This window comes from Maritimimonas rapanae, assembly GCF_057837205.1.
In genome coordinates, this window is record NZ_JBYQFI010000001.1 from 1,375,817 (window position 1) to 1,397,475 (window position 21,659).

22 protein-coding genes are annotated in these 21,659 nt (G+C 31.3%); 12 read left to right on the plus strand and 10 right to left on the minus strand.

Going from position 1 to position 21,659, the window contains the following annotated elements:
* Positions 1–81 precede the first annotated feature (81 nt).
* From AC3IF2_RS06505 to AC3IF2_RS06540, 8 genes are all read left to right on the plus strand, one after another.
* Positions 82–1,332 (plus strand): hypothetical protein, encoded by a 1,251-nt coding sequence (locus tag AC3IF2_RS06505; protein WP_489166260.1) that lies wholly within the window; start codon positions 82–84, stop codon positions 1,330–1,332.
* Positions 1,333–1,540: 208 nt separating this feature from the next.
* On the plus strand, positions 1,541–2,407 hold the full coding sequence (locus tag AC3IF2_RS06510) for an alpha/beta hydrolase family protein (RefSeq protein WP_489166261.1): 867 nt from the start codon (positions 1,541–1,543) through the stop codon (positions 2,405–2,407).
* 272 nt (positions 2,408–2,679) lie between these two features.
* Positions 2,680–3,123, plus strand: a complete 444-nt coding sequence (locus AC3IF2_RS06515) for an SRPBCC family protein (protein ID WP_489166262.1) — start codon at positions 2,680–2,682, stop codon at positions 3,121–3,123.
* Between the two features lie 42 nt (positions 3,124–3,165).
* Positions 3,166–3,465, plus strand: coding sequence for a GIY-YIG nuclease family protein (locus AC3IF2_RS06520; RefSeq protein ID WP_489166263.1), 300 nt, complete (start codon positions 3,166–3,168; stop codon positions 3,463–3,465).
* Between the two features lie 43 nt (positions 3,466–3,508).
* Positions 3,509–4,117 carry an alpha-ketoglutarate-dependent dioxygenase AlkB family protein gene (locus AC3IF2_RS06525; protein ID WP_489166264.1) on the plus strand — a complete coding sequence of 203 codons (609 nt, stop codon included), beginning with the start codon at positions 3,509–3,511 and terminating at the stop codon, positions 4,115–4,117.
* On the plus strand, positions 4,114–4,695 hold the full coding sequence (locus tag AC3IF2_RS06530) for an OmpA family protein (RefSeq protein WP_489166265.1): 582 nt from the start codon (positions 4,114–4,116) through the stop codon (positions 4,693–4,695). Before AC3IF2_RS06525 ends, AC3IF2_RS06530 begins: the two co-directional genes overlap by 4 nt.
* Positions 4,696–4,712: 17 nt before the next feature.
* Positions 4,713–5,084: a VOC family protein gene (locus tag AC3IF2_RS06535; protein ID WP_489166266.1), complete on the plus strand. Its 372-nt coding sequence runs from the start codon at positions 4,713–4,715 to the stop codon at positions 5,082–5,084.
* A gap of 18 nt (positions 5,085–5,102) precedes the next feature.
* A complete protein-coding gene (locus AC3IF2_RS06540; protein ID WP_489166267.1) occupies positions 5,103–6,005 on the plus strand; it encodes a haloalkane dehalogenase in 903 nt (300 codons plus the stop codon).
* Here AC3IF2_RS06540 and AC3IF2_RS06545 read toward each other — a convergent pair.
* The 3 genes from AC3IF2_RS06545 to AC3IF2_RS06555 all read right to left on the minus strand — a co-directional run bounded on the left by AC3IF2_RS06545 (position 6,002) and on the right by AC3IF2_RS06555 (position 7,630).
* Entirely contained in the window at positions 6,002–6,415 is a 414-nt protein-coding gene (locus AC3IF2_RS06545; RefSeq protein WP_489166268.1) for a VOC family protein, read from the minus strand. The two genes, AC3IF2_RS06540 and AC3IF2_RS06545, sit on opposite strands and share 4 nt — an antisense overlap.
* An 11-nt stretch (positions 6,416–6,426) precedes the next feature.
* On the minus strand, positions 6,427–6,729 hold the full coding sequence (locus AC3IF2_RS06550) for a hypothetical protein (RefSeq protein WP_489166269.1): 303 nt from the start codon (positions 6,727–6,729) through the stop codon (positions 6,427–6,429).
* A 253-nt stretch (positions 6,730–6,982) separates the two neighbouring features.
* Positions 6,983–7,630 (minus strand): rhomboid family intramembrane serine protease, encoded by a 648-nt coding sequence (locus AC3IF2_RS06555; protein WP_489166270.1) that lies wholly within the window; start codon positions 7,628–7,630, stop codon positions 6,983–6,985.
* A gap of 62 nt (positions 7,631–7,692) precedes the next feature.
* Here AC3IF2_RS06555 and AC3IF2_RS06560 point away from each other — a divergent pair, with 62 nt between their 5' ends.
* A complete protein-coding gene (locus AC3IF2_RS06560) occupies positions 7,693–8,583 on the plus strand; it encodes a lysophospholipid acyltransferase family protein (RefSeq protein WP_489166271.1) in 891 nt (296 codons plus the stop codon).
* Here the strand turns inward: AC3IF2_RS06560 and glmM are convergent.
* From glmM to AC3IF2_RS06595, 7 genes are all read right to left on the minus strand, one after another.
* Positions 8,580–9,971 (minus strand): phosphoglucosamine mutase, encoded by a 1,392-nt coding sequence (glmM, locus tag AC3IF2_RS06565; RefSeq protein WP_489166272.1) that lies wholly within the window; start codon positions 9,969–9,971, stop codon positions 8,580–8,582. The two genes, AC3IF2_RS06560 and glmM, sit on opposite strands and share 4 nt — an antisense overlap.
* Before the next feature lie 93 nt (positions 9,972–10,064).
* The gene (gene rpsA, locus AC3IF2_RS06570) at positions 10,065–12,299 is read right to left on the minus strand and encodes a 30S ribosomal protein S1 (protein WP_489166273.1); all 2,235 of its coding nucleotides are present in this window, start codon (positions 12,297–12,299) and stop codon (positions 10,065–10,067) included.
* 187 nt (positions 12,300–12,486) lie between these two features.
* Entirely contained in the window at positions 12,487–13,440 is a 954-nt protein-coding gene (locus AC3IF2_RS06575; RefSeq protein WP_489166274.1) for an AAA family ATPase, read from the minus strand.
* Positions 13,441–13,446: 6 nt separating this feature from the next.
* Positions 13,447–14,784, minus strand: a complete 1,338-nt coding sequence (locus tag AC3IF2_RS06580) for a peptidylprolyl isomerase (protein ID WP_489166275.1) — start codon at positions 14,782–14,784, stop codon at positions 13,447–13,449.
* A 43-nt stretch (positions 14,785–14,827) separates the two neighbouring features.
* Positions 14,828–15,679 (minus strand): hypothetical protein, encoded by an 852-nt coding sequence (locus AC3IF2_RS06585; RefSeq protein ID WP_489166276.1) that lies wholly within the window; start codon positions 15,677–15,679, stop codon positions 14,828–14,830.
* Positions 15,680–15,683: 4 nt separating this feature from the next.
* Positions 15,684–17,582, minus strand: a complete 1,899-nt coding sequence (locus AC3IF2_RS06590; RefSeq protein WP_489166277.1) for a peptidylprolyl isomerase — start codon at positions 17,580–17,582, stop codon at positions 15,684–15,686.
* A gap of 99 nt (positions 17,583–17,681) precedes the next feature.
* Positions 17,682–17,963, minus strand: coding sequence for a DUF493 family protein (locus AC3IF2_RS06595; RefSeq protein WP_489166278.1), 282 nt, complete (start codon positions 17,961–17,963; stop codon positions 17,682–17,684).
* A 135-nt stretch (positions 17,964–18,098) separates the two neighbouring features.
* On the opposite strand from AC3IF2_RS06595, the gene AC3IF2_RS06600 reads away from it, so the two are divergent.
* Genes AC3IF2_RS06600 through fmt form a run of 3 tightly spaced genes read left to right on the plus strand, consistent with a single transcriptional unit; the run spans position 18,099 to position 21,485 of the window.
* Positions 18,099–18,638: an AAA family ATPase gene (locus tag AC3IF2_RS06600; RefSeq protein ID WP_489166279.1), complete on the plus strand. Its 540-nt coding sequence runs from the start codon at positions 18,099–18,101 to the stop codon at positions 18,636–18,638.
* On the plus strand, positions 18,638–20,548 hold the full coding sequence (locus tag AC3IF2_RS06605) for a RecQ family ATP-dependent DNA helicase (protein ID WP_489166280.1): 1,911 nt from the start codon (positions 18,638–18,640) through the stop codon (positions 20,546–20,548). Before AC3IF2_RS06600 ends, AC3IF2_RS06605 begins: the two co-directional genes overlap by 1 nt.
* Positions 20,541–21,485, plus strand: a complete 945-nt coding sequence (fmt, locus tag AC3IF2_RS06610) for a methionyl-tRNA formyltransferase (protein WP_489166281.1) — start codon at positions 20,541–20,543, stop codon at positions 21,483–21,485. The genes AC3IF2_RS06605 and fmt overlap by 8 nt, the downstream gene beginning before the upstream one ends.
* Positions 21,486–21,659: the final 174 nt, after the last annotated feature.

Sequence of the window (21,659 nt, forward strand, 5' to 3'; positions counted from 1 at the left end):
CATTTTTTGGCACACTGTTTGGTATTCTTAGATTAAATAATGCTAACCAAAAGCAATTATTAACATCTTAACACTAAAAAAATGAAGAAAACAGCATTATTAGTAGCAGCATTTATCTTAACAGCCCTTTCTCCTCTCGCTGCTGCCGAGACCAAAGAAAACGCAACTAGCATTCGCTATTATAATGGATATGGAGATACGTTCACTTTCGTGGAAAGAGGTATTACATTTTCAGTATTTCAAAATGGTGAATTTGACTTTTATATAAATCCTAGACAAGGAGGCATTCATGCTGGTATAGATCTAGGCGCTGTGAGTATTAACTATAATTCTGGTTACGATTATGATGCATATGTACAATATGATGACTACGGAGCAATTGTGCAGATAGAAAATATTCCTATTTATTATGATTATTACGGACGTATCAGTCAAGCTGGAAGCGTACGTATACATTATAACAACAATCGTTTATATCGTGTAGGAGGATTATACGTTCACTATGATAGATTCGGAGTGTATTCACATTACACAGGATTCATTAATAGATGGAATAGAGCGTATGTGTATCACCCATACCACAACTATTTTGTAAGACCATTATTTACGAGCTGTATTGTTAGTTTTAACCCTTACAGACGCAATTATAGACCGTATAGATATACTTATAATAGAGGTCGTGGTTATGATAGAGGATATAGATATAGAAACTACAGACGCGATGGTAGAAGCTTTAGAAGCATAGATTCGCGTGTAAGAACTAATAATGATGGCAGAAGAGTTGCAAGACGTTCTAATGATGCTAGAAGAGGTAACGATCGTGTAGTAAGACGTAATGATGGTGTTAGAAGAGGCACACAACAGCGTTCAGCACGTAGTAATAGAAATCAGTCTGTAGACAGAAGGTCTCAAGGTGTTAGAAGAAGTGATTCTAGAATAACACAAAGAAGAGGTACTTCTACACAAAGAAGTTCGACGCCTAGAGCTACGCAAGAACGCAGAACGGTGCAGAGAAGATCTACAACTCCTAGAGCAGGTGAGCAAAGAAGAACCGTAGAAAGACGTTCTACTCCAAGAGCAATTGAACAACGTAGAACAGTAGAAAGAAGAACTTCTACGCCTAGAGCGAATAGCCAACAAAGAACTGTGCAAAGACGCTCAACAACACAGGCAAGAACACAAAGTAGAAAAGCACCACAAAGACGTGTTGTGCAAAATAGATCGAACAGTAGTAAAAAATATGCTACGAGTAAAAATAGAACTGTTAGAAAGCAATCTAATAGAACACCCCAAAGAAATACCACTACCGCTTCACGAAAAAGGAAAAGGTAAAATTGGTATGGATAAAAGGGCTCGCAATTGCGAGCCCTTTTTAATTTAGCTTGATTCTTAGCTTGTTTTCAGCTAACTTCGCATCAGTCACTAAATGGAATTAAAACCCCACTTAGCTTAAGGTTGTAGACAATACGACCAAAATTCTGAAGAAAATTATATGATAAAATTAACAAGTCGATTTTTATTACTAATCCTACTTGTAACTATGATTAGTTGTAATAAATCAGTTGAACAAAAAAAGACAACACCTAATCCAGAAAAAACTGAATCAATTGATTATATAAAAACAGAAAATGTGACTTTCGAGAGTGAAGGAGTTAAATTAGCAGGTACAATTTATAGCCCTAGCCATCCTCAATCAGCAGTTGTCATTGTTCACGGCTCTGACCAAGTACCTCGAATGACAAAGTTCGCTGAATTGTTAGCCAAAAATGATATTTTAGTATTGACGTATGATAAACGTGGAGTTGGAGAATCTGGTGGAATTTATGCTGGACCAGAAGTAGGAACAAATAACATTAGTGTTGAAAATCTAAATCTATTAGCAAAAGATGCAAGTTCTGCTGTTGATTTAATACATAAAGAAAGAGGAAATTTATCTATTGGACTTATAGGTGCGAGTCAAGCAGGTTGGATAATTCCAATTGTCGCAAGTGCAAATCCATTGGTAGAGTTTATGGTTTTGTTAAGTTGCCCTACGATAACCACTCTTGAACAATTAAGGTTTCAGTTTTATACAAACGGAAGAACGGATTTTTGGGATAATCATACAGAAAAAGATGCACGTGAACACATCAAAAACGATCCTGACAGGTATCAATTTGAAGCCACTGACCCAAAAGAGATTTTGAAAACTCTTTCAATTCCTGGTCTTTGGATTTTTGGCGAAAAAGATATTCAAATTCCTGTGAAAATGTGTATCGAGCATCTTAATGCTTTGAAATTAGAAAATAGATCATTTGAGTATGTTTTGTTTCCATCATTAGGACATAATACCAATAAGACAGAACCAATAAACATTTCAGTTAATTGGATAAAACAAAAGTCATTGGAAATTAACAACAATAAATAAAAATAAAGCGCTGCCTACAACACGGTATATAAGTAATAGCGGTTTAAGTGATAAAACCAAAGTATAAACATAAAAGCACCTTAACAATTAATGGATTAGTGAGACGAGGAGAATATTTTGGAAAGGATTATCTAAAAAAACTATCGGAAGACTTCATTAACTAAACCCAACAACGTGCATAATTCATTGTTAGTACTCGCCTACTTACGAAACTCCTATTTTTTCATACTAAAACATTCATTTTGTATCTTTGAGTACATCAATTTTATTAGATGAAATTCAAAGTGCATATAGATATCAACCAATCTTTAAATATTATTACTAAACTATTTGCTGATCCTCAATATTTAAAAGACTATCAAGACGGTTTTGTAAAAAAAGAGCTGATTAGCGGTACAGCTGGTAAAGATGGTGCGATTTCTAAAATGTATTACAAACATGGTAAACGAGATATGGTATTAACAGAAACCATTAAAGCCAATAAGTTACCAGAAACATTTGAAGCATTTTATGAGCATAAGCATATGGATAATACTTTTTTAGCCACTTTTACAAAGTTAGATGATGCGAAAACACGCTATACTATGGAAGTCGATTATATACGCATGACTTTTTTACCAAAGTTAATGGGTGTACTCTTCCCCAGCATGTATAGAAAACAAGGTGAAAAGTGGATGAACAATTTTAAAAACCTTGCTGAAAATTACAAAGATTAATTGTTTCTTGTCATTCCAAACTTGATTTGGAATCTATACAACATGAAATTATATCATCAATATTATGTTTACATCCTAACCAATAAAAAGAATGGTACAATTTATATAGGAATGACTAATGATTTAGAAAGAAGGATGTTTGAACATAAAAAGAAACTTATTGAAGAATTTACCAAAAAGTACAATTTAGTTAAACTAGTTTATTTTGAGCAATTTCAATATGTAAATGATGCTATTAAAAGAGAAAAACAATTGAAAAATTGGAATAGACAATGGAAGATAGATTTGATTGAAATCGATAATATGAGTTGGAACAATTTATCAATTGATTGGTTTGACTAATAGATGCTGTATCAAGTACAGCATGACAAAATAATATAATTGAGTGGATTTATTTAGTAGTACATTAAAAGAGCCTCAAAATTTACTTCGAAAAGATGGTGTTGTAAATTATTATGGAAAAGTATTACCACAACAAAAAGCAAATCACTATTACGAGCGATTACTAAATACTATAGATTGGAAAAATGATGAAGCTAAGATCTTTGGTAAGTTAATTATTACCAGACGTAAAGTAGCTTGGTATGCCGATAAACCTTTCGAATACTCCTATTCTAACAGAATAAAGATTGCTTTGCTTTGGACGCCAGAATTACTAGAATTAAAACAAATGGCTGAAGAAAAGACTAACGAAACGTATAATTCTTGTCTTTTAAATCTTTATCATGATGGTTCCGAAGGTATGGCGTGGCATTCTGACGGAGAAAAAGATTTAAAAAAGAACGGTGCTATAGCTTCTTTAAGTTTTGGCGCAGAACGCAAATTTGCTTTTAAACATAAAGAAACCAAGCAAAAAGTTGATTTGATATTAGAGCATGGTTCTTTACTCGTTATGAAAGGTGAAACTCAAACCAATTGGTTACATCGCTTACCTCCTACTAAAAAAATAAATAAACCTCGTGTTAATTTGACTTTTAGAACTATCGAAGAATGAAAGAACTAGTAAAATTTTTAATTTTCATGATTACTTTTACCTCTGTTGCACAAGAGGATCTTAGAATAAATATTGACTCTACTAAAGTAGTTCTTATTGGCAATAGACTTTTTAAAGCGCATCAAGGTCGAGAATATAAAAACGACGGATCAACTAACAATACGAGAATTCAATATTCAGAAATAGATTTATCGAATATATTATTTAAAAAATCTACTTCTGAGCTTTTACCAAGTTCTTACAACTCATTAAATGCTCTAGTTATTTTATTAAGAGATAATAAAAACTTAAATCTCAAAATTGATGGGCATGCCGATAAAATTGGGCATACAATTAAAAATTTAAAATTATCTATCCGAAGAGCAAGAACAATAAGGCTCTATCTTTTTAAGAAAGGAATAAAAATAAATCGTTTAATTGCAAATGGTTACGGAGATACTCAGCCAATATGTAAATCTCCATGTAAAGAAAATCAACGTGTAGAATTTATAATAATCAATAATGGGCTAGAAAATAAATTAAGAATAAAATTACCAGAACAGATTGATACAATGCAAATTATAAACAAACCAAATTAATAAAAACATCATAAATTATGAAACTAGGTGCTTTTTCTATTAGTCTCGCTGTAAAAGACATACATGCTTCAAAAGAATTTTATGAAAATTTAGGATTTTCTGTCTTTGCAGGAGAACTAGAACGGAATTATCTAATTATGAAAAATGGCAATGCTTTGGTTGGTCTTTTTCAAGGAATGTTTGAAAATAATATCTTGACTTTTAATCCTGGGTGGGATGAAAACGCTCAAAAATTAGATGATTTCACTGATGTTCGCGACATTCAAAAACATCTAAAAAGCAAAGGCATAAAATTACAGAATGAAGCTGATGAATCTACTTCTGGTCCTGCAAATTTTGTAGTGGTTGATCCTGATGGAAATCCAGTATTGATAGACCAGCACATCTAATCATTAAAAGTGTTAAACATGAAAAAAGTAGTTAGAACCCCAGAAAGTAGATTCGAAAATTTATCAGACTATGATTTTAAAAGCAATTATTTAGAAGTTGAAGATAGTCTGCGTCTTCATTATCTAGATGAAGGTGAAAAAAGCGATCCTGTTGTTCTATTGTTACACGGAGAGCCTAGCTGGTCATATTTATATCGTAAAATGATTTCTGTCTTAGTAGCAAATAACTTTAGAGCTGTCGCTCCTGATCTTATAGGCTTTGGAAAGTCAGATAAATTTGTAGACAAAAGTGATTATTCTTATCAAAAGCATCTAGATTGGCTCACAACATTTATTAAAGAACTCGATTTAACTAATATTATACTCTTTTGCCAAGATTGGGGCGGATTACTTGGTTTACGCATCATTACTCAAATGTCCGAACGTTTTGATATGGTTGTAGCGTCTAATACATTTTTGCCAACTGGTGAATATCCTATGCCAGAGAGTTTTTTAAAGTGGAGAGCATATTCACAACATTCTTCTTCTTTTGATATTGGTAAAGTTATAGATATGGGTACGCATCAAGAATTATCTGAAGCTATCATTGCAGCCTATAATGCGCCTTTTCCGTCGGAAGAACACAAAGCTGGCGCTAGAATATTTCCAACATTAGTACCTGTTGAAAAAGGCGACCCAGAAGCCATAAAAAATAGAGATGCTTGGCAACAGTTAATGCAATGGCAAAAACCTTTTTTAACCATTTTTGGTGATAAGGATGATATTATGAAAGGTGCTGAAAAAATCTTTCAAAAACTAGTGCCTGGCACAAAAGGTCAAGATCATACCATGCTCGAAGCGGGACACTTTATTCAGGAAGAAAAAGGAGAAGAATTAGCTGAGCTTTTAGTTAAATTTTATATAAAAAATAATCAAATTTAACTTTCAAATACTTCATCATCATTACTAAAAGATTTAAACTCTACCATATAGCCATTAGGATCTTTTACAAAAAAAGAAATATGTTCTCCTTTTTTATTCTTTAAAAAAGTAATTTCATCGAACACTTCAATATTAGAGGCATTTACTTTCGCATAAACCTTTCCCCAAGTAGTAATGTCAACGATCACTCCATAATGAAATGAAGGTAAAATTTTACCCTCGAAACTGTAATTCTGATAATTAAAATCAAATCTACCAGATTTAGTAAAGGTAATTTGGTTTCCATAAAGATTAATATCTAACCAATTATTGGCATTTCTAGCTAATTGAGCACCTAATTTATTGCAATAAAAATCTTTTGTTTGATCAATATCGAAACAAGGCAATGATAAATGAAAGGAAGCTTGCATATTTTAAAAATTTAATCTCCATTTAAGTTAATATCCTTTTCGTCAACTTCAACAATACTACTGTCTACATTTTCAGTAACTTCGTCCTCATCGTCTTCATCCATAAAATCTTCCATTCTTTGTTCAAGTCTCACACTAACTTTTACTAGGTAAACCGTGTCGTCTGTTTTAACTTCTACAGCCTCTATAAGTTCATTTTTAGCATTTCTAAATGAAATAATATCAGAATCATTATATCCGTCTGGATATTTTTGCACCAGAAGGTCTAAAATATTCTGCGTCAATTTACTATAATCAACAATTATCCTTTTCATAAAGTAGTATTTAAAATGTGATACAATGAGAATACAAGCACAAACTGCGCTCGTTTTAGCGATCTATAATTAATAGAATGAAGTGGAAAATAACCTGATTTTTCGCTGTGTTCACCAAACACATTACAACTATCCTTTTCCGAAAAATAATTGTTTACGAAATAAGCAAAACGTAACATTTAACTTAATCAAACAATTCAAATGTAGAAAATAATTTGATTCAGCAAACAATTAACAAAAAATAATTAGACGTTTAATTTCGCTCTAACTTATCCTTAAATAAAAACATTAAGATAATTGGTAATGCAAGAATTAAGATGATTGTCCTATTTTCTGCGAATATTTGAGGATACAACGCTAAAGTTAATACAAAGCCACCTATGGCACCACCCATGTGCGCGCTATGCCCAATATTCCCTAACTGCGCTTTCATACCATATATAGAATATAAAAAGTACCCAACACCAAATACCCAGCCAGGAAAAGCAAATACTGGAAAGAATATAAAACTCAACCGCATATCAGGATTCAACATGATAGCCGCATAAACAATACCCATAACTGCTCCAGAAGCACCAACAGCACTATAATAAGGTTCTCGTTTGTGCATACTTAAAGATAAGGTGCTACCAGCCAATAAACTGCCAAAATAAATAATTACAAATTTTAATACACCAACCTGATTAATAACTTCGTCTGCAAAAATATAGAGAGCAAACATATTAAAGAATAAATGTGCTTGATCTACATGCAAAAATCCAGAAGTTAACATCCGTAATTGTTCTCCTTTTAAAATAGGCCCAACTTGAAATTTATTTTTTTCAATAAACAGTCGATCAGAAAAACCTTTAAAAGAAACTAAAACATTAGCGGCAATTATTGTAAGTACAGCAGCATTCATTCAGAAGAATTATTTTGTTCAAAGATAAAATTATATACCGATATTTGCTCAAAATTTTACGAGTGCAATTTTTAACTTTTATACTTGTTTATCCTTTTATTTGGTTATTCTCAATATTGCCGTTTAGAATACTGTATTTTATTTCTGATGTCGCGTATTATATCATTTATTATGTAATAGGCTATCGTAAAAAAACTGTTTATTATAATCTAAATCTTGCATTTCCAGATAAAAGTAAAGACGAAATAAAGAATATCGCAAAAAAATCGTACAGACACTTTACAGATATTTTTGTTGAAATGATAAAATCATTTACTATTTCTAAAAAAGAACTTACAAAGCGATATACTTTTAAAAATATCGATATTCTACATAAATTAGAAGATGAAAATCGTAGTGCCATGTTACTCGCGGCACACTATGGAAATTGGGAGTGGATTTTTATTTTAAATACACAAGTAAAATTTAATGGGTATGCTATTTATAAAAAAGTAAAGAACCCATACTTTGACAAAAAAGTGAGAGAGACTAGAGGAAGATTTGGAACAACTTTAGTGCCAACAAAAGAAATCTTTTCTGTAATTAGTAAGAATGCAAAAAATAAAAAATTATCGCTGTATGGGTTTTTAGGAGATCAATCTCCCAAGCCTGAAAAAGCACATTATTGGGGTGAATTTTTGGGGGTTAAAAATGTGCCTATACATACAGGAGCAGAATTACTATCAAAAAAACATGATCTACCAATCGTAATTTTTACTACTAAAAAAATTAAAAGAGGTTTTTACGAAACTACATTTATAACTACAACTAACAATCCTAAATCTGTTAAAGATTACAAAATTACAGATCAGTTTTTAGAGATTATAGAAAAACAAATAAGAAAGGCCCCAGAATATTATTTCTGGACTCACAAACGCTTTAAACACATTGGCAAAATGCCAATCAAAAATTAGATACCTGCCACTTCAGCTATTTCTTTCATAACTTTTTGAGCTAAGGCATCTGCATTTTCTTGCGATGTACTTTCCGTGTAAATTCTAATGATAGGCTCGGTATTTGATTTTCTAAGATGTACCCATTCATCAGCAAAATCAACTTTTACACCATCAATGGTTGTTACAGTTTCGTTTTTATAGTTTTCTGCCATCGTTTTTAAAATAGCATCCACATCTAGACCAGGTGTAAGTTGTATTTTATTTTTACTCATAAAATAGCTAGGGTAACTTTCGCGGAGTGCTTTGCAACTCATATTAGATTTTGCTAAGTGTGTTAAAAATAAAGCAACACCTACTAAAGAATCTCTGCCATAATGAGAAGCTGGATATATGATTCCGCCATTGCCTTCTCCACCAATTACTGCATTCGTATCTTTCATTAATTGAACAACATTTACTTCGCCAACTGCGCTAGCTTGATATTTACCACCATGTTTTTCGGTAACGTCTCTTAATGCTCTTGACGACGATAAATTAGAAACAGTATTTCCTTTGGTTTGACTTAGTACATAATCTGCACAAGCCACCAAGGTATATTCTTCTCCGAACATAGAGCCATCTTCACAAATTAATGCTAAACGATCAACATCTGGATCAACCACAATACCGCAGTGAGCTTTCTCTTGAACTACTAGTTTAGATATATCTGTTAAATGTTCTTTTAATGGTTCTGGATTATGAGGGAATTGCCCATTTGGTTCACAATATAATTTTACACACTGTACCCCTAATCTATCTAATAATGCTGGTATAGCTATTCCTCCTGTTGAATTAACAGCATCTACAACTACTTTAAAATTAGCATTCTTAATAGCATCTACATCTACCAATTCTAAAGCTAAAACTTCATCGATGTGTCTATCTATATAACCTTTATCTTTTATGTATTGACCTAAGTCATCTACTTCCGCGAAAGTATAGTTATCACTTTCAGCAATCTCTAAAATCTCAGCACCATCTGCTCCATTTAAAAATTCACCTTTTTCGTTCAGTAATTTTAAGGCATTCCATTGCTTAGGATTATGAGAGGCAGTTAAAATAATTCCTCCATCAGCATTTTCTAATGGCACCGCAACTTCTACCGTAGGCGTTGTAGATAAACCAACATCTACTACATTAATACCCAAACCAACCAATGTGTTTGCCACAATACTACTGATCATCTTACCAGAAATACGAGCATCTCTACCAATAATAACTTTTAAATTATTTTTCGAGTTGTTTCTCTTTAACAACCAAGAACCATAAGCTGCAGCAAATTTTGCAGCATCTATTGGTGTTAAATTATCATTTACATTTCCGCCGATTGTGCCACGTATTCCAGAGATTGATTTTATTAAGGTCATAGTTCAATTTTAATGAAAGCAAATATAAATGATATTGCATAAAAAAACCGCTCGATAAACGAGCGGTTTTTAATTTATTTACAATGGTTGGTTTTATTTACCGTCCATTTTATCTTTAAGAGCTTGTAAAGCTTCATTAGCATCTCCTAATGTTGGTTTTTCAACACTTTCTGCCATTTTCTTTTGAGCTTTCTTAAAGTTTCTCTCTTCTTGAGCTTTAAATATTGAAGTATGAGAAGCTACAATTCGTCTATACTCTTTACTAAATTCTAGTACTTTAAAGTCTAATGTTTCACCTTTAGCCAATTTAGAACCATCTTCTTTTTCAGTATAACGATTAGGTACAAATGCCTCAACTTCGTCATTAAATACTACGATAGCACCTTTGTCTGTTTTCTCTTTTACAACACCAGAGTGTACAGAATCGATTGTGTATACTTCTTCGTATTTATCCCAAGGGTTTTCTTGAGTTTGTTTGTGACCTAAGTTTAACTTACGACCCTCAACATCTAATTCTAATACTTGTACTTCTAAGTTATCACCAACTTTTACAAAATCTGATGGATGCTTTACTTTCTTAGTCCAAGATAGATCTGAGATATATACTAATCCATCAATACCTTCTTCTAATTCAACAAAAACACCAAAGTTAGTATAGTTACGTACAATTCCTGTGTGCTTAGAACCTACAGCGTATTTAGAAGTAATATCTGTCCAAGGGTCTGGATGCAATTGCTTCATACCTAAAGACATTTTACGCTCTTCTCTATCTAAAGTTAAGATTTGTGCTTCTACCTCATCACCAACTTTTACAAAATCTTGTGCCGAACGTAAATGTGTAGACCAAGACATTTCTGATACGTGAATTAATCCTTCAACGCCTTCTGAAACTTCGATAAATGCACCGTAATCAGCAATAATTGCTACTTTACCTTTTACTTTATCGCCAATTTTTAAGTTTTCATCTAAAGCTTCCCATGGATGCTTACTTAATTGCTTAAGGCCTAATTGAATTCTAGACTTGTTATCATCAAAATCAAGGATTACAACATTTAATTTTTGATCTAATTCTACAACTTCACTTGGGTGATTAATTCTACTCCAAGATAAATCAGTAATGTGTACTAATCCGTCTACTCCACCAAGGTCAACAAATACACCATAAGATGTTACATTTTTAACAACACCTTCTAATACTTGACCTTTTTCTAATTGACCAATAATTTCTTTTTTCTGTAATTCGATATCAGCTTCGATCAATGCTTTGTGAGAAACAACTACATTTTTAAATTCGTGATTGATTTTCACAACCTTGAATTCCATAGTTTTATCTACGTACTGATCGTAATCTCTAATTGGTTTAACATCAATTTGAGAACCTGGTAAGAATGCTTCGATACCAAATACGTCAACGATCATACCACCACGAGTTCTACATTTTACATAACCATTAACTACTTCTTGAGTTTCGTGTGCTGTGTTTACACGCTCCCAAGCTTTGATTACTCTCGCTTTTTTATGAGATAATACTAATTGACCCGTAGCATCTTCTCGCTTATCAACTAAAACTTCTACTGTATCACCAACAGCTAAACTAGGATTGTAACGAAACTCATTTAATGAGATTACACCTTCTGATTTAGAGTTAATATCTATAATTGCTTCACGCTCTGTTAAACGTGTTACAGTACCTTCGATCACTTCACGTTCGTCTACAAACCCAACAGTACCCTCTAAGGCTTTTTCGAAAGCTTTTAATTTATCTTCATCAACAGCTTCAATACCTTCTTCGTATTTATGCCAGTCGAAATTATCTAAAAATTCTTGAGTGTTAGTAGCTACTACTTCAGCAGGTTGAGCAGCTTCAACTTTTTCTACCTTTTCTACTTTCTCTTCTACTTTTTCAGCTTTTGCTTCTGCTACAGCTTCTTCTTTCATTTCTGTTTTTTCTTCTTTTTTAGGTTCTTCTTTTACTTCTTCTTTTTCTGAAGTTTCGTAAAAAGATTGTAACCCTAGCTCTTCTACTAAGATAGTATAGAAAATAGCTCTATACTTATTTCTGTTAGATGAACCAATAGTATCAATTGCTTTAGCAATAGCATCATCTAATTTAGCAGAATCTTCTTGACCTAATTTTTTGATCAAAAAATTCTTTTTTACAGTTTCTAATTCTTTTGAATCTGAACTTGAAACTTTTTCTGAATCTGCTTTGTAGATAGAAGGACCTAATCCTTTTGTTACTGATGCTAGTAAATTTGTGTCGATTTTTATACCATGTTTTTCAACTTCTGCTGTATATAAATCGATTTTTTCTTGAAGTTTAGACATAAGTCTAATTGTTTTGTATCTTGTTACTAATCAGATTATTAAGCGAAAATAATATCAAGAGATGTTTAACTTTATTTGTGTAAATCCTTTTTATAAATCTTAACTCGCTAAAAAAGGAGTGCAAATTTACAAATATTTTTCAATTCTAACAATAAGTAAATCAATAATTTAAAATGATAGAAATCTTCTAAAAAAGTGAGGTAATAATTTCCTTTTCGGATATGTTTTCAGCTTCAGCTTTATAATTCTTTACTATACGATGACGTAAGATTGCATTAGCAACTTTTCGTACATCTTCTATATCTGGTGAAAACTTACCTTTAACAGCTGCATTTGCCTTAGCTCCGAGAATTAAATTTTGAGATGCTCTCGGGCCTGCACCCCAATCGATAAAATCTGAAATTATTTGTGGAGTTCCATTAGCATTTGGCCTAGTCTTACCCACCAAAGAAACAGCATATTCTACTACATTATCAGCTACAGGAATACGTCTAATTAAATGTTGTAGATCAATAATTTCTTGCGCTGTGAATACCGAATTAACTTTGTTTTGAATATCGGATGTAGTACTTTTTACCACCTGAACTTCTTCGTCAAATGAAGGATAATCTAGGTAAATCGAAAACATAAAACGATCTAATTGAGCTTCAGGTAACGGATATGTTCCTTCTTGTTCAATTGGATTTTGTGTAGCCAATACAAAAAACGGTTGGTCTAATTTATAATGGTGACCAGCAACCGTTACAGCTTTTTCTTGCATAGCTTCTAATAAAGCAGCTTGTGTTTTTGGTGGTGTTCTATTAATCTCATCTGCCAGAATAATATTAGAAAATAACGGCCCTTTAATAAATTTAAATTTCCTGTTTTCGTCTAATATCTCACTCCCTAAAATGTCTGATGGCATTAGGTCTGGTGTAAATTGTATACGCTTAAAATCTAAACCTAAAGCCTCAGCTACTGTGTTGATCAATAATGTTTTTGCTAACCCAGGTACTCCAACTAATAAAGAATGACCACCGCATAAAACTGAAAGTAATACGTGATCTATAGCATCATGTTGCCCTACAATTACCTTAGCAATTTCTGACTTTAATTGAGCATGTTTCTTAACAAGATTTTCGATAGCGGCAACGTCTGACATAGGTGATTAGTTTTTAGCCCAATTATTTTTAAAAGTACATTTTTTGTAATCGTTATTTATTTTAATGTACGTATCACCTATCTTCTCTTTAGCCCATTTAGCAACAGTTTCTTCTTTTTTCTTACGTAATGCTAAATCTTGAATCTTTACATAATCTTGACTTAGATCAGCTTTGTGAGCTGGTGTTTTCTTTTTTACTAAAATCATCTTGTACATCTTCTCACCTTCTCTAGTTTCATCATAGAAAACTTCACTAATTTCTCCTTCCTTCAATACACTTATTCTAGCATAAAGGGCCGGATCCATTCTTGTAAGGTCAAATTTTGTATCACTTGTTAATGGGTTAACCAATAAACCACTATTGCTTTTAGTGTCTTTATCTTCAGAATATTTTTTAACAGCTTCTTCAAAAGTAAGTTTCATTGTTAAAATATCTTTTCTCAATTGAGTTAAGGTATCTTTTACTTGTAATTTCTCATCTTCAGTAATCTTTGGCTGTAATAGTAAGTGCCTTGTATCTCTTTGCTGCCCTTTAATTTTCTCTACTTGCAATATGTGATAGCCAAAATCTGACTCAAAAGGTTCAGAAATCTCACCTTCTTCTAAACTAAAAGCCGCTTCTTTAAATTCTTTTACAAATTGACTTTCTCTGGTCAATGTATAAGCACCTTTATTGTCAGTTACCCCAGGGTCTTCAGAATATAAAATAGCTTTCATTGTAAAACTATCACCGTTTTCAACTTCCTTCTTAATTTCATTCAATCTTTTAATAACTCGATCTGTTTCTTCTTGCGATGGATTTGCATACAATACTATTTGTGCTAATTCTACTTCTGCACCAAAATCTGGTAAGTTACCTTCAACTTCTAAACTCTTATAATAGCTTCGTACTTCTTCTGGAGTAACATCAACTTTTTCTGTTAACTTACCTTCCATGCTTTCTATGAGTGCTGATTCCTTTTCAATTTCAACGAACTCAGTTCGTAAATCTGAAATATTATCAAAACCATAATACTGTACCATTCTATCTTCAGAACCTAATTGCTGCATTAAATAAGCAATTTTACGTTCAACTCTTTGATTTACATTAGCATCTGAAACAACAACACTATCAATTACCGCATGATGTGCTAATAATTTTCTATCCATCACTTGTTCTAATATCTCACAACTTGAAGCTTTTACCTTACCTTCACTCTGTTGTTCTAATTGCTTTTTAAAAGCTTCTACTTCTGAATCTAATACGATATTCTTACCTACTACAGCAGCTACTCCATCAAGTTTAATTCTCTTATAGTATACTTTAGAGCTATCATTCTCAGTACTATTTTGTGCAAACGACATTGTAGTTATAGTTAATATCGCCACAAATAATGCTGTTATTTTTTTACTCACGTTCATAAATCTCAAATTCTTTATTATTAATTGCATCTTCTATAAGTGTTTCTTCTATTTTTTTCAATAATTCTAACTTACGTCTATGTAAAATCATTTGTTTTACTGTTGGTACTACGTAGCTCATCGGTGCTATATCACCTCTTTTAAGTACTTCTTTTACAGCGATCAAATATACTCCTAAAGGATCTTTCTTTTCAAAAAACTTACTTTTATTTAATATTCGTTCTTTATCCTCAGAGTCTAAAGATGGTATTTCTTTTAAGATGTCCTCCAATCGAATCCAAATAGAATCATTTAAATTAAAAGATTTTAACTCTAATTCTTTTGATTTTAAGCTGTCGAGATCTTCTTGTTTATCTGACCTAAATAATTCTTCGAAATCTTTAGGATTTAAAACTTCGTTACCAAAATGAATATACATGATCTTAACTAGTTCTTCATTTAGTTTAAAAATCTCTTTATTTTCATTGTAAAATGCAGCAACATCTTTAGAAGTTGCCATTGTGTCTAAATATTGCTCAACTACGGCCTCTTTATATTTATTTATTAAAAGATCTTGGCGGTATTGAGCAACTAATTCATCAATTTTATCAATATCATCTCCAAGGTTAATCTCAGCCTTTTTTAATAACAATTGTTTTTTAGCCCAATTGTTCAAGAAATCTTTTGTTAATAGCACACTGTCTTTCTCCTGAATTTGTTCTGGTAAAATAACATCTAATTCATCTTGATATAAATAAGAATCGTAAACACGAGCTACAGCACCACCATTCTCTGATTTGCCAACACATGAAATTGCTGTAATCAAAATAAAAAAACAATATGATAATATTCTATTCAATCTTCTAATTAGGGTTTTGTTTAATCAGTCTTTTAAGGGTACGCTTATTAATCTTTACTTCATATTTATTTCTCAATTCTGCTATCCAATCTTTTTCAAGCTTATCTTGAAAATCATTCATAACCAAACCTTTAGCCTCTTTTAATTCTTTTAAAGAAGGTTCTATTACTTTTTTAACCTTTACAACAAAATAATTCTTCTCTTCATTATAAATTTTAGACACTCCTTCTTTTAATTCGAAATTCTTTGGTAGTTTTTTGTTATCAGCCTCAATAATTCCTTGTGAAAATAACACATGAATAGTAGGATCTTCATTCACCAATTTCTTAATTTCTTCTACCGATTTATCTTCTTCTAAATATTTTTTTACCAGCTGCGCCTTTTCTAATTTAGTACAAGTTGCTAAAATTAGATCACCTCGCTTGTTATGCTTGTAGTCTTCGCGATGCTCATTAAAATATTTTTGTAATGAGACTGTATCATTTTCTGAGCGTTTCCATACTTTTTCTTGTAAAAGGTCAAATAACAATAAACCATCCTTGTATTCTTGCATGGTAATGGCAAAGTCTTGGTTGTCTTTTTCAAGATTATCCTTATAATAATTCAATAGTTCTTGGTCTAGAAAATCATTATAAGTTGCCCGTAATGATTTATTTCTCTGTTTCTCATTATAAGCAACAAGATCTTTTAATTTTATTTTCTTTCCATAAATGGAATAGATCATATTATCTGAATTACTGGCTATTTTTTTTGTATCATTTTGCAAAAAAATTCGTTTCATATCATTATCATAATTGATCTGAAATTCTTTTTTTAATCGATCAGCAACAGACTTACCAATAGCCGTAGCACGCTCACTATTTTCAATTTTTTTTGTTAACTCATCCTTCAATTCATCATAAGATTTAATCGGATGTTTCTTAATTAATTTTACTACATGCCAGCCATAAGACGTTTCAAACGGTTTCGAAATATCGTCTTCTTTTTCTAATGAAAATGAAACATCTGCAAAAGGCTTTATCATTCTATTGGCAGTAAACTTCTGTAATTTACCACCTTTCATTGCACTTTGTCTGTCTTCTGAATATTTACGAGCTAAAAAATCAAATTTATCACCTTGTTGAATCTTAGCATAAATATCATCGATTTGAATTTTTGCAAATAAAGAATCGTTCTTTTTATTCTTGATCATTATATGTGCAACTTCTACTTCTCCTCTAGATGGTCGTTTATCGTTTACTTTTACAATATGATAACCAAAATTGGTTTTAAAAGGCATTGAAATTTTTCCTATTTCATTAGCGTAAGCAGCATTTTCAAAAGAATAAACCATGCCGAAAGCTGAAAAATATCCTAGGTCTCCACCATTTTTTTGAGCTGAAGGATCTTCAGAATATAATTTGGCAGCCTCCTCAAATGGAATTCCATTTAATATCTTGGTTCTCGCTTCAACAATCTTATTATAAGCTTTTAAAGTATCTGCTGGTGAAGCTTTAGGGCTCAATCTGACCAAGATATGGCTGGCATTCACCTCGGTTTTCATTCGTTCGTATGCCTCTTTAACTAAAGCCGTAGTAACTTTTGAATCTTTTAAATATGGCTGTACTAATTGCTCTCTATATTTTTCTAATTCTTTTTTGTAACTATCAACAGAATCTAATCCTAGTTCATAAGCTTGCTTCAGCTTAAGTTTATAGTTGATATATAATTCGAGATATTCGTCGATCGTTTTTTTATTCTCTTCATCTACGATATCTCTATTTTTATTAAAAACTCTTAAAAATTCGGTTGAATATACTGGCTCAGAATCTACAGTAAAAATGATATCTTTTTTACTCTGTGCATAATTGTAAGTACTTAAAAATATAAATACTATAAGAACAAATCTATTGAATCTCATCATCTAATTCTTCTAAAATATTTTCTTGATCTTTTAAAACGTGGAATAGATTTTAGAACGAACAAAAATATTTTTTATTTTTTATTTTTCTTGTTAAATAAATCACAAAGAAATTACACCTTCTACTGTAGAAACTTCCTTATATTTTGTAATCACGTCGTCTGCATTTTTCATTTGAACTCTAACAGTTATACTATTGTATTTACCCGTTTTAGAAGGTTTTGTATTAATTACCGCACCTGTATGATTAAAGATATTTTCTATCTGTGTCATTTTCTCCTTGCTAGAAGGTATAATAAACTTATACATATACTCCGTTGGAAAACTAGTAGTTTCTTCTAAACTAGCTTTTAATTTTATATAAAATGCATCCTCTTTTGTCATCGTGATATTTTAGCTAAAGTTTTCAAAAACAATACCATTTTAAAATTCTTTAAAAGTGCTGACAAAATTACCGATATTATTCTTCTTAATTAAATATTTTCTTTTCTTTGTTAAAACTGAAATTTTACAGGAAAAATGCAGCAGAAAATAGTAATTACAGGAGGGCCAAGTACTGGTAAAACAACAGTAATTAATGAGTTGGTAAAGAAAGGATTTAATTGTGTTGAAGAAATATCTAGACAAGTTACCAAAAAAGCTCAAGAAGATGGTATCGAACAGCTATTTTTAGAAGACCCCTTACTATTTAGCAAGCTTTTGTTAGAAGGAAGAAAAAAACAATTTAAAAAGGCAGATAAAAGCAAAGATAAACTTGTTTTTTTTGACAGAGGCATACCAGATGTACATGCCTATATGAATTATTTAGGTGTAGAATATCCAGATATTTATATTAAAAAAAGTAAGGAGTATAAATATGATCTTATTTTCTTAATGCCCCCTTGGGAAGAAATCTATATTACTGATAAAGAGCGCTACGAAAGTTTCGAACAATCTTTAGCTATATACAATCACCTAAAAAATACCTACCAAGAGCTTAATTATGAGGTTATTGAAATACCAATTGATTCTGTTGATAATCGTATTGATTTTATTTTAAGAACCATTAAAAACAATTAATGATTGCTCCATTAGAGGTATTAAAAAAATATTGGAAATATGATTCTTTTAAAGAACCTCAAAAAGAGATTATCACTAGTGTTTTATTAGGTAAAAATGTTTTAGCTGTCTTACCAACTGGAGCTGGCAAATCGATTTGCTTTCAAATTCCCGCCTTAATCAATGATGGAGTTTGTATTGTTGTATCTCCATTAGTAGCTTTAATGCAAGATCAGGTTAAAAGTCTAAAAGAAAAAGGGGTAAAAGCTGTAGCATTATCTTCCTCCTTAAAACAAGATGAAATAGTAGATCTTTTCGATAATTTACGGTATGGTAATTTTAAGTTTTTGTATCTATCTCCTGAAAGATTACAATCAGAGTTTATTCAAGAAAAAATAAAACAATTAGATGTAAATCTTATTGCAATAGACGAGGCTCATTGTATTTCTGAATGGGGGCATGATTTTAGACCATCTTATCGAAAGACCAATGTTCTTATCAATATGCATCCTAAGGCATCAGTTATAGCATTAACAGCATCCGCTACAGCTAAAGTTGCAAATGATATAGTAGAGAATCTCGAATTAAAAGACGTTGTTCAATTTAATAAAACCTTAAAAAGACCAGAATTAGCTTATAATGTGATTAGAACAGAGGATATTAACTACACCACTAAACAACTATTATCTAAAAAAATGTCTCCAGCTATTGTTTATACAAGTAGTAGAAAAACCACAAAAAATTTAAGTGATTTCTTAAATAGAAATGGTTTTAAAAGTAGTTATTATCATGGTGGTTTACCTGCTGACGAAAAGCAACAGTCTTATCAAAATTGGCTTTGTGAGAAAACACCTGTTATCGTCGCTACTAATGCTTTTGGTATGGGTATAGATAAAGCCAATGTGTCAACAATTATACATGTGAACTTACCTTTTAGCTTAGAAAATTATATTCAAGAATCTGGTCGTGCAGGTAGAAATGGTGAAAAATCCAACGCTTTTCTTCTATATAATAATGCCACTATTCATCAATTTGAAAGACAATTCAAAAAAGGAATAATTTCAACCGATTTTTTAAAAGATATTTATCAAAAATTAAATCAATTCTATCGTATTGCTAATGGTGAAAAGCCTTTAGAATTTTTTCAATTTGATCTTAATGAATTTTGCAATAACTATAATCTACCATATTTAGAAACATATACAGCAATTGATCTATTAGAAAAAGAAAGTATTGTAGAATTAAATCAGAATTTTCGAAGAAAATCTTCTTTAAAATTTACAGTCAATCAGCAACAATTGTTTGATTATATAAGCCATGATAAAGAACTTGATAATCTTATTAAAACATTGCTAAGAACTTATGGTGGGCTCTTTGAGCAGCATATTAAAATTGATGAATATACCCTATCAAAAAAAGTTAGTATTTCAAAAGAATTACTAATTGAGAATTTAAAAAAAATTCATTATGATAAAATTGCTGATTATAAAGTTATTAGCAGTAATTATATCTTGCAATTTTTAGTGCCAAGAGAAGACGATTATGTTATTAACAGAATTTCAAAAAATATAAAACAACGACATAAAATAAAGCAGCAAAAGTTTGATGCTATTGTAGGTTATGTAAGAAATTCTACTACCTGCAGAACCGTACAATTATTATATTATTTTGGAGAAAAAAATATAGAAAAATGTGGGAATTGTGATGTATGCTTACCTCAAAAAACAGAAGAAGTATCAACAGATTATAGAAGTGCCTCCATATTGATTAGTAACTTATTAAAAGATTCAAAAGCAAAAACATCTAGAGAAATTATAGAGCAATTAAAACTTGACAAAGATCTTGTACTTACTACGCTTCAGTTCTTATTGGAAAAGAACAAAATTACGCTAACTTCGCACAATAAATTTGAACTTAATACCAATGCGTGATTTGCGAATTGTTTTTATGGGCACACCAGACTTTGCTGTCAGTACTTTAAGTGCTTTACTTACAAATAATTTAAAAGTGGTTGGTGTAATTACGGCACCAGATAAGCCAGCTGGTAGAGGCAGAAAATTAAATCAATCTGCAGTTAAAAAATTTGCTCTAGAAAATAATCTAACAATTTTGCAACCTACAAATCTAAAAAATGAATATTTTCTGAATGAATTGAGAGCATTAAAAGCAAATCTTCAAATTGTTGTTGCTTTTAGAATGTTACCAAAAGTAGTTTGGCAAATGCCTGAATACGGAACATTTAACCTTCATGCATCTTTATTGCCAGAATATCGTGGAGCAGCACCAATTAATTGGGCTATTATAAATGGAGAAAAGAAAACTGGTGTTACTACTTTTTTTATTGATGAAAAAATAGATACTGGAGAAATTATCTTACAAAAAAAGGTTGAAATTAAAAAAAGAGACACTGCAGGTGACCTACACGATAAATTAATGATAGCTGGTAGTAAATTGGTAGTTAAAACTGTTGAGGCAATTGCTAACGAGTCTTTAGAAACTAAGAAACAGCCGAATAAAGAATTAAAGGCTGCTCCAAAAATATATAAAGAAACCTGTAGAATAGATTGGCAAAAATCTCGTAAGAAGATTTACAATAAAATTAGAGGCTTGAGTCCCTATCCTGCTGCTTGGACTGTTCTTAAAAATGGAGATCAATCATTTGAAATGAAAATTTATAAAGTAGAAAAAGAAAAAACACCTCATTCAAATGTGATCGGCACTGTAATACATTCTAAAAAAGAATTAAAAGTTGCCGTTAAAAAAGGATATATAAATATCCTCGAATTACAGTTATCAGGTAAACGAAAAATGAAAGTTTCTGACTTCTTAAACGGATTCTCTTTTGAAAAAGATGTAAACGTTCTGTAAGCCCCTGTTTATGGGCTTTTATGTGTTTTTTAAATGATTTTTCCTGCCTTTATTAACAATTACATCTAATTTATCAACAAAACAGCTAGTTTTTGGTGCCAAATCTTGTGTAAAACCCTATAAAATCTATATTTGTTGGGCTTTCACGAAAAGCAAAAATAATATTTAATCAAT

Excerpts from the sequence above, each read along its gene's own strand:
- AC3IF2_RS06505 (WP_489166260.1), top strand. The coding sequence starts at position 82 with ATGAAGAAAACAGCATTATTAGTAGCAGCATTTATCTTAACAGCCCTT.
- AC3IF2_RS06510 (WP_489166261.1), top strand. The coding sequence starts at position 1,541 with ATGATTAGTTGTAATAAATCAGTTGAACAAAAAAAGACAACACCTAAT.
- AC3IF2_RS06515 (WP_489166262.1), top strand. The coding sequence starts at position 2,680 with ATGAAATTCAAAGTGCATATAGATATCAACCAATCTTTAAATATTATT.
- AC3IF2_RS06520 (WP_489166263.1), top strand. The coding sequence starts at position 3,166 with ATGAAATTATATCATCAATATTATGTTTACATCCTAACCAATAAAAAG.
- AC3IF2_RS06530 (WP_489166265.1), top strand. The coding sequence starts at position 4,114 with ATGAAAGAACTAGTAAAATTTTTAATTTTCATGATTACTTTTACCTCT.
- AC3IF2_RS06535 (WP_489166266.1), top strand. The coding sequence starts at position 4,713 with ATGAAACTAGGTGCTTTTTCTATTAGTCTCGCTGTAAAAGACATACAT.
- AC3IF2_RS06540 (WP_489166267.1), top strand. The coding sequence starts at position 5,103 with ATGAAAAAAGTAGTTAGAACCCCAGAAAGTAGATTCGAAAATTTATCA.
- AC3IF2_RS06545 (WP_489166268.1), bottom strand. The coding sequence starts at position 6,415 with ATGCAAGCTTCCTTTCATTTATCATTGCCTTGTTTCGATATTGATCAA.
- AC3IF2_RS06550 (WP_489166269.1), bottom strand. The coding sequence starts at position 6,729 with ATGAAAAGGATAATTGTTGATTATAGTAAATTGACGCAGAATATTTTA.
- AC3IF2_RS06555 (WP_489166270.1), bottom strand. The coding sequence starts at position 7,630 with ATGAATGCTGCTGTACTTACAATAATTGCCGCTAATGTTTTAGTTTCT.
- glmM (WP_489166272.1), bottom strand. The coding sequence starts at position 9,971 with ATGACCTTAATAAAATCAATCTCTGGAATACGTGGCACAATCGGCGGA.
- rpsA (WP_489166273.1), bottom strand. The coding sequence starts at position 12,299 with ATGTCTAAACTTCAAGAAAAAATCGATTTATATACAGCAGAAGTTGAA.
- AC3IF2_RS06575 (WP_489166274.1), bottom strand. The coding sequence starts at position 13,440 with ATGTCAGACGTTGCCGCTATCGAAAATCTTGTTAAGAAACATGCTCAA.
- AC3IF2_RS06580 (WP_489166275.1), bottom strand. The coding sequence starts at position 14,784 with ATGTCGTTTGCACAAAATAGTACTGAGAATGATAGCTCTAAAGTATAC.
- AC3IF2_RS06590 (WP_489166277.1), bottom strand. The coding sequence starts at position 17,582 with ATGATGAGATTCAATAGATTTGTTCTTATAGTATTTATATTTTTAAGT.
- AC3IF2_RS06595 (WP_489166278.1), bottom strand. The coding sequence starts at position 17,963 with ATGACAAAAGAGGATGCATTTTATATAAAATTAAAAGCTAGTTTAGAA.
- AC3IF2_RS06600 (WP_489166279.1), top strand. The coding sequence starts at position 18,099 with ATGCAGCAGAAAATAGTAATTACAGGAGGGCCAAGTACTGGTAAAACA.
- AC3IF2_RS06605 (WP_489166280.1), top strand. The coding sequence starts at position 18,638 with ATGATTGCTCCATTAGAGGTATTAAAAAAATATTGGAAATATGATTCT.
- fmt (WP_489166281.1), top strand. The coding sequence starts at position 20,541 with ATGCGTGATTTGCGAATTGTTTTTATGGGCACACCAGACTTTGCTGTC.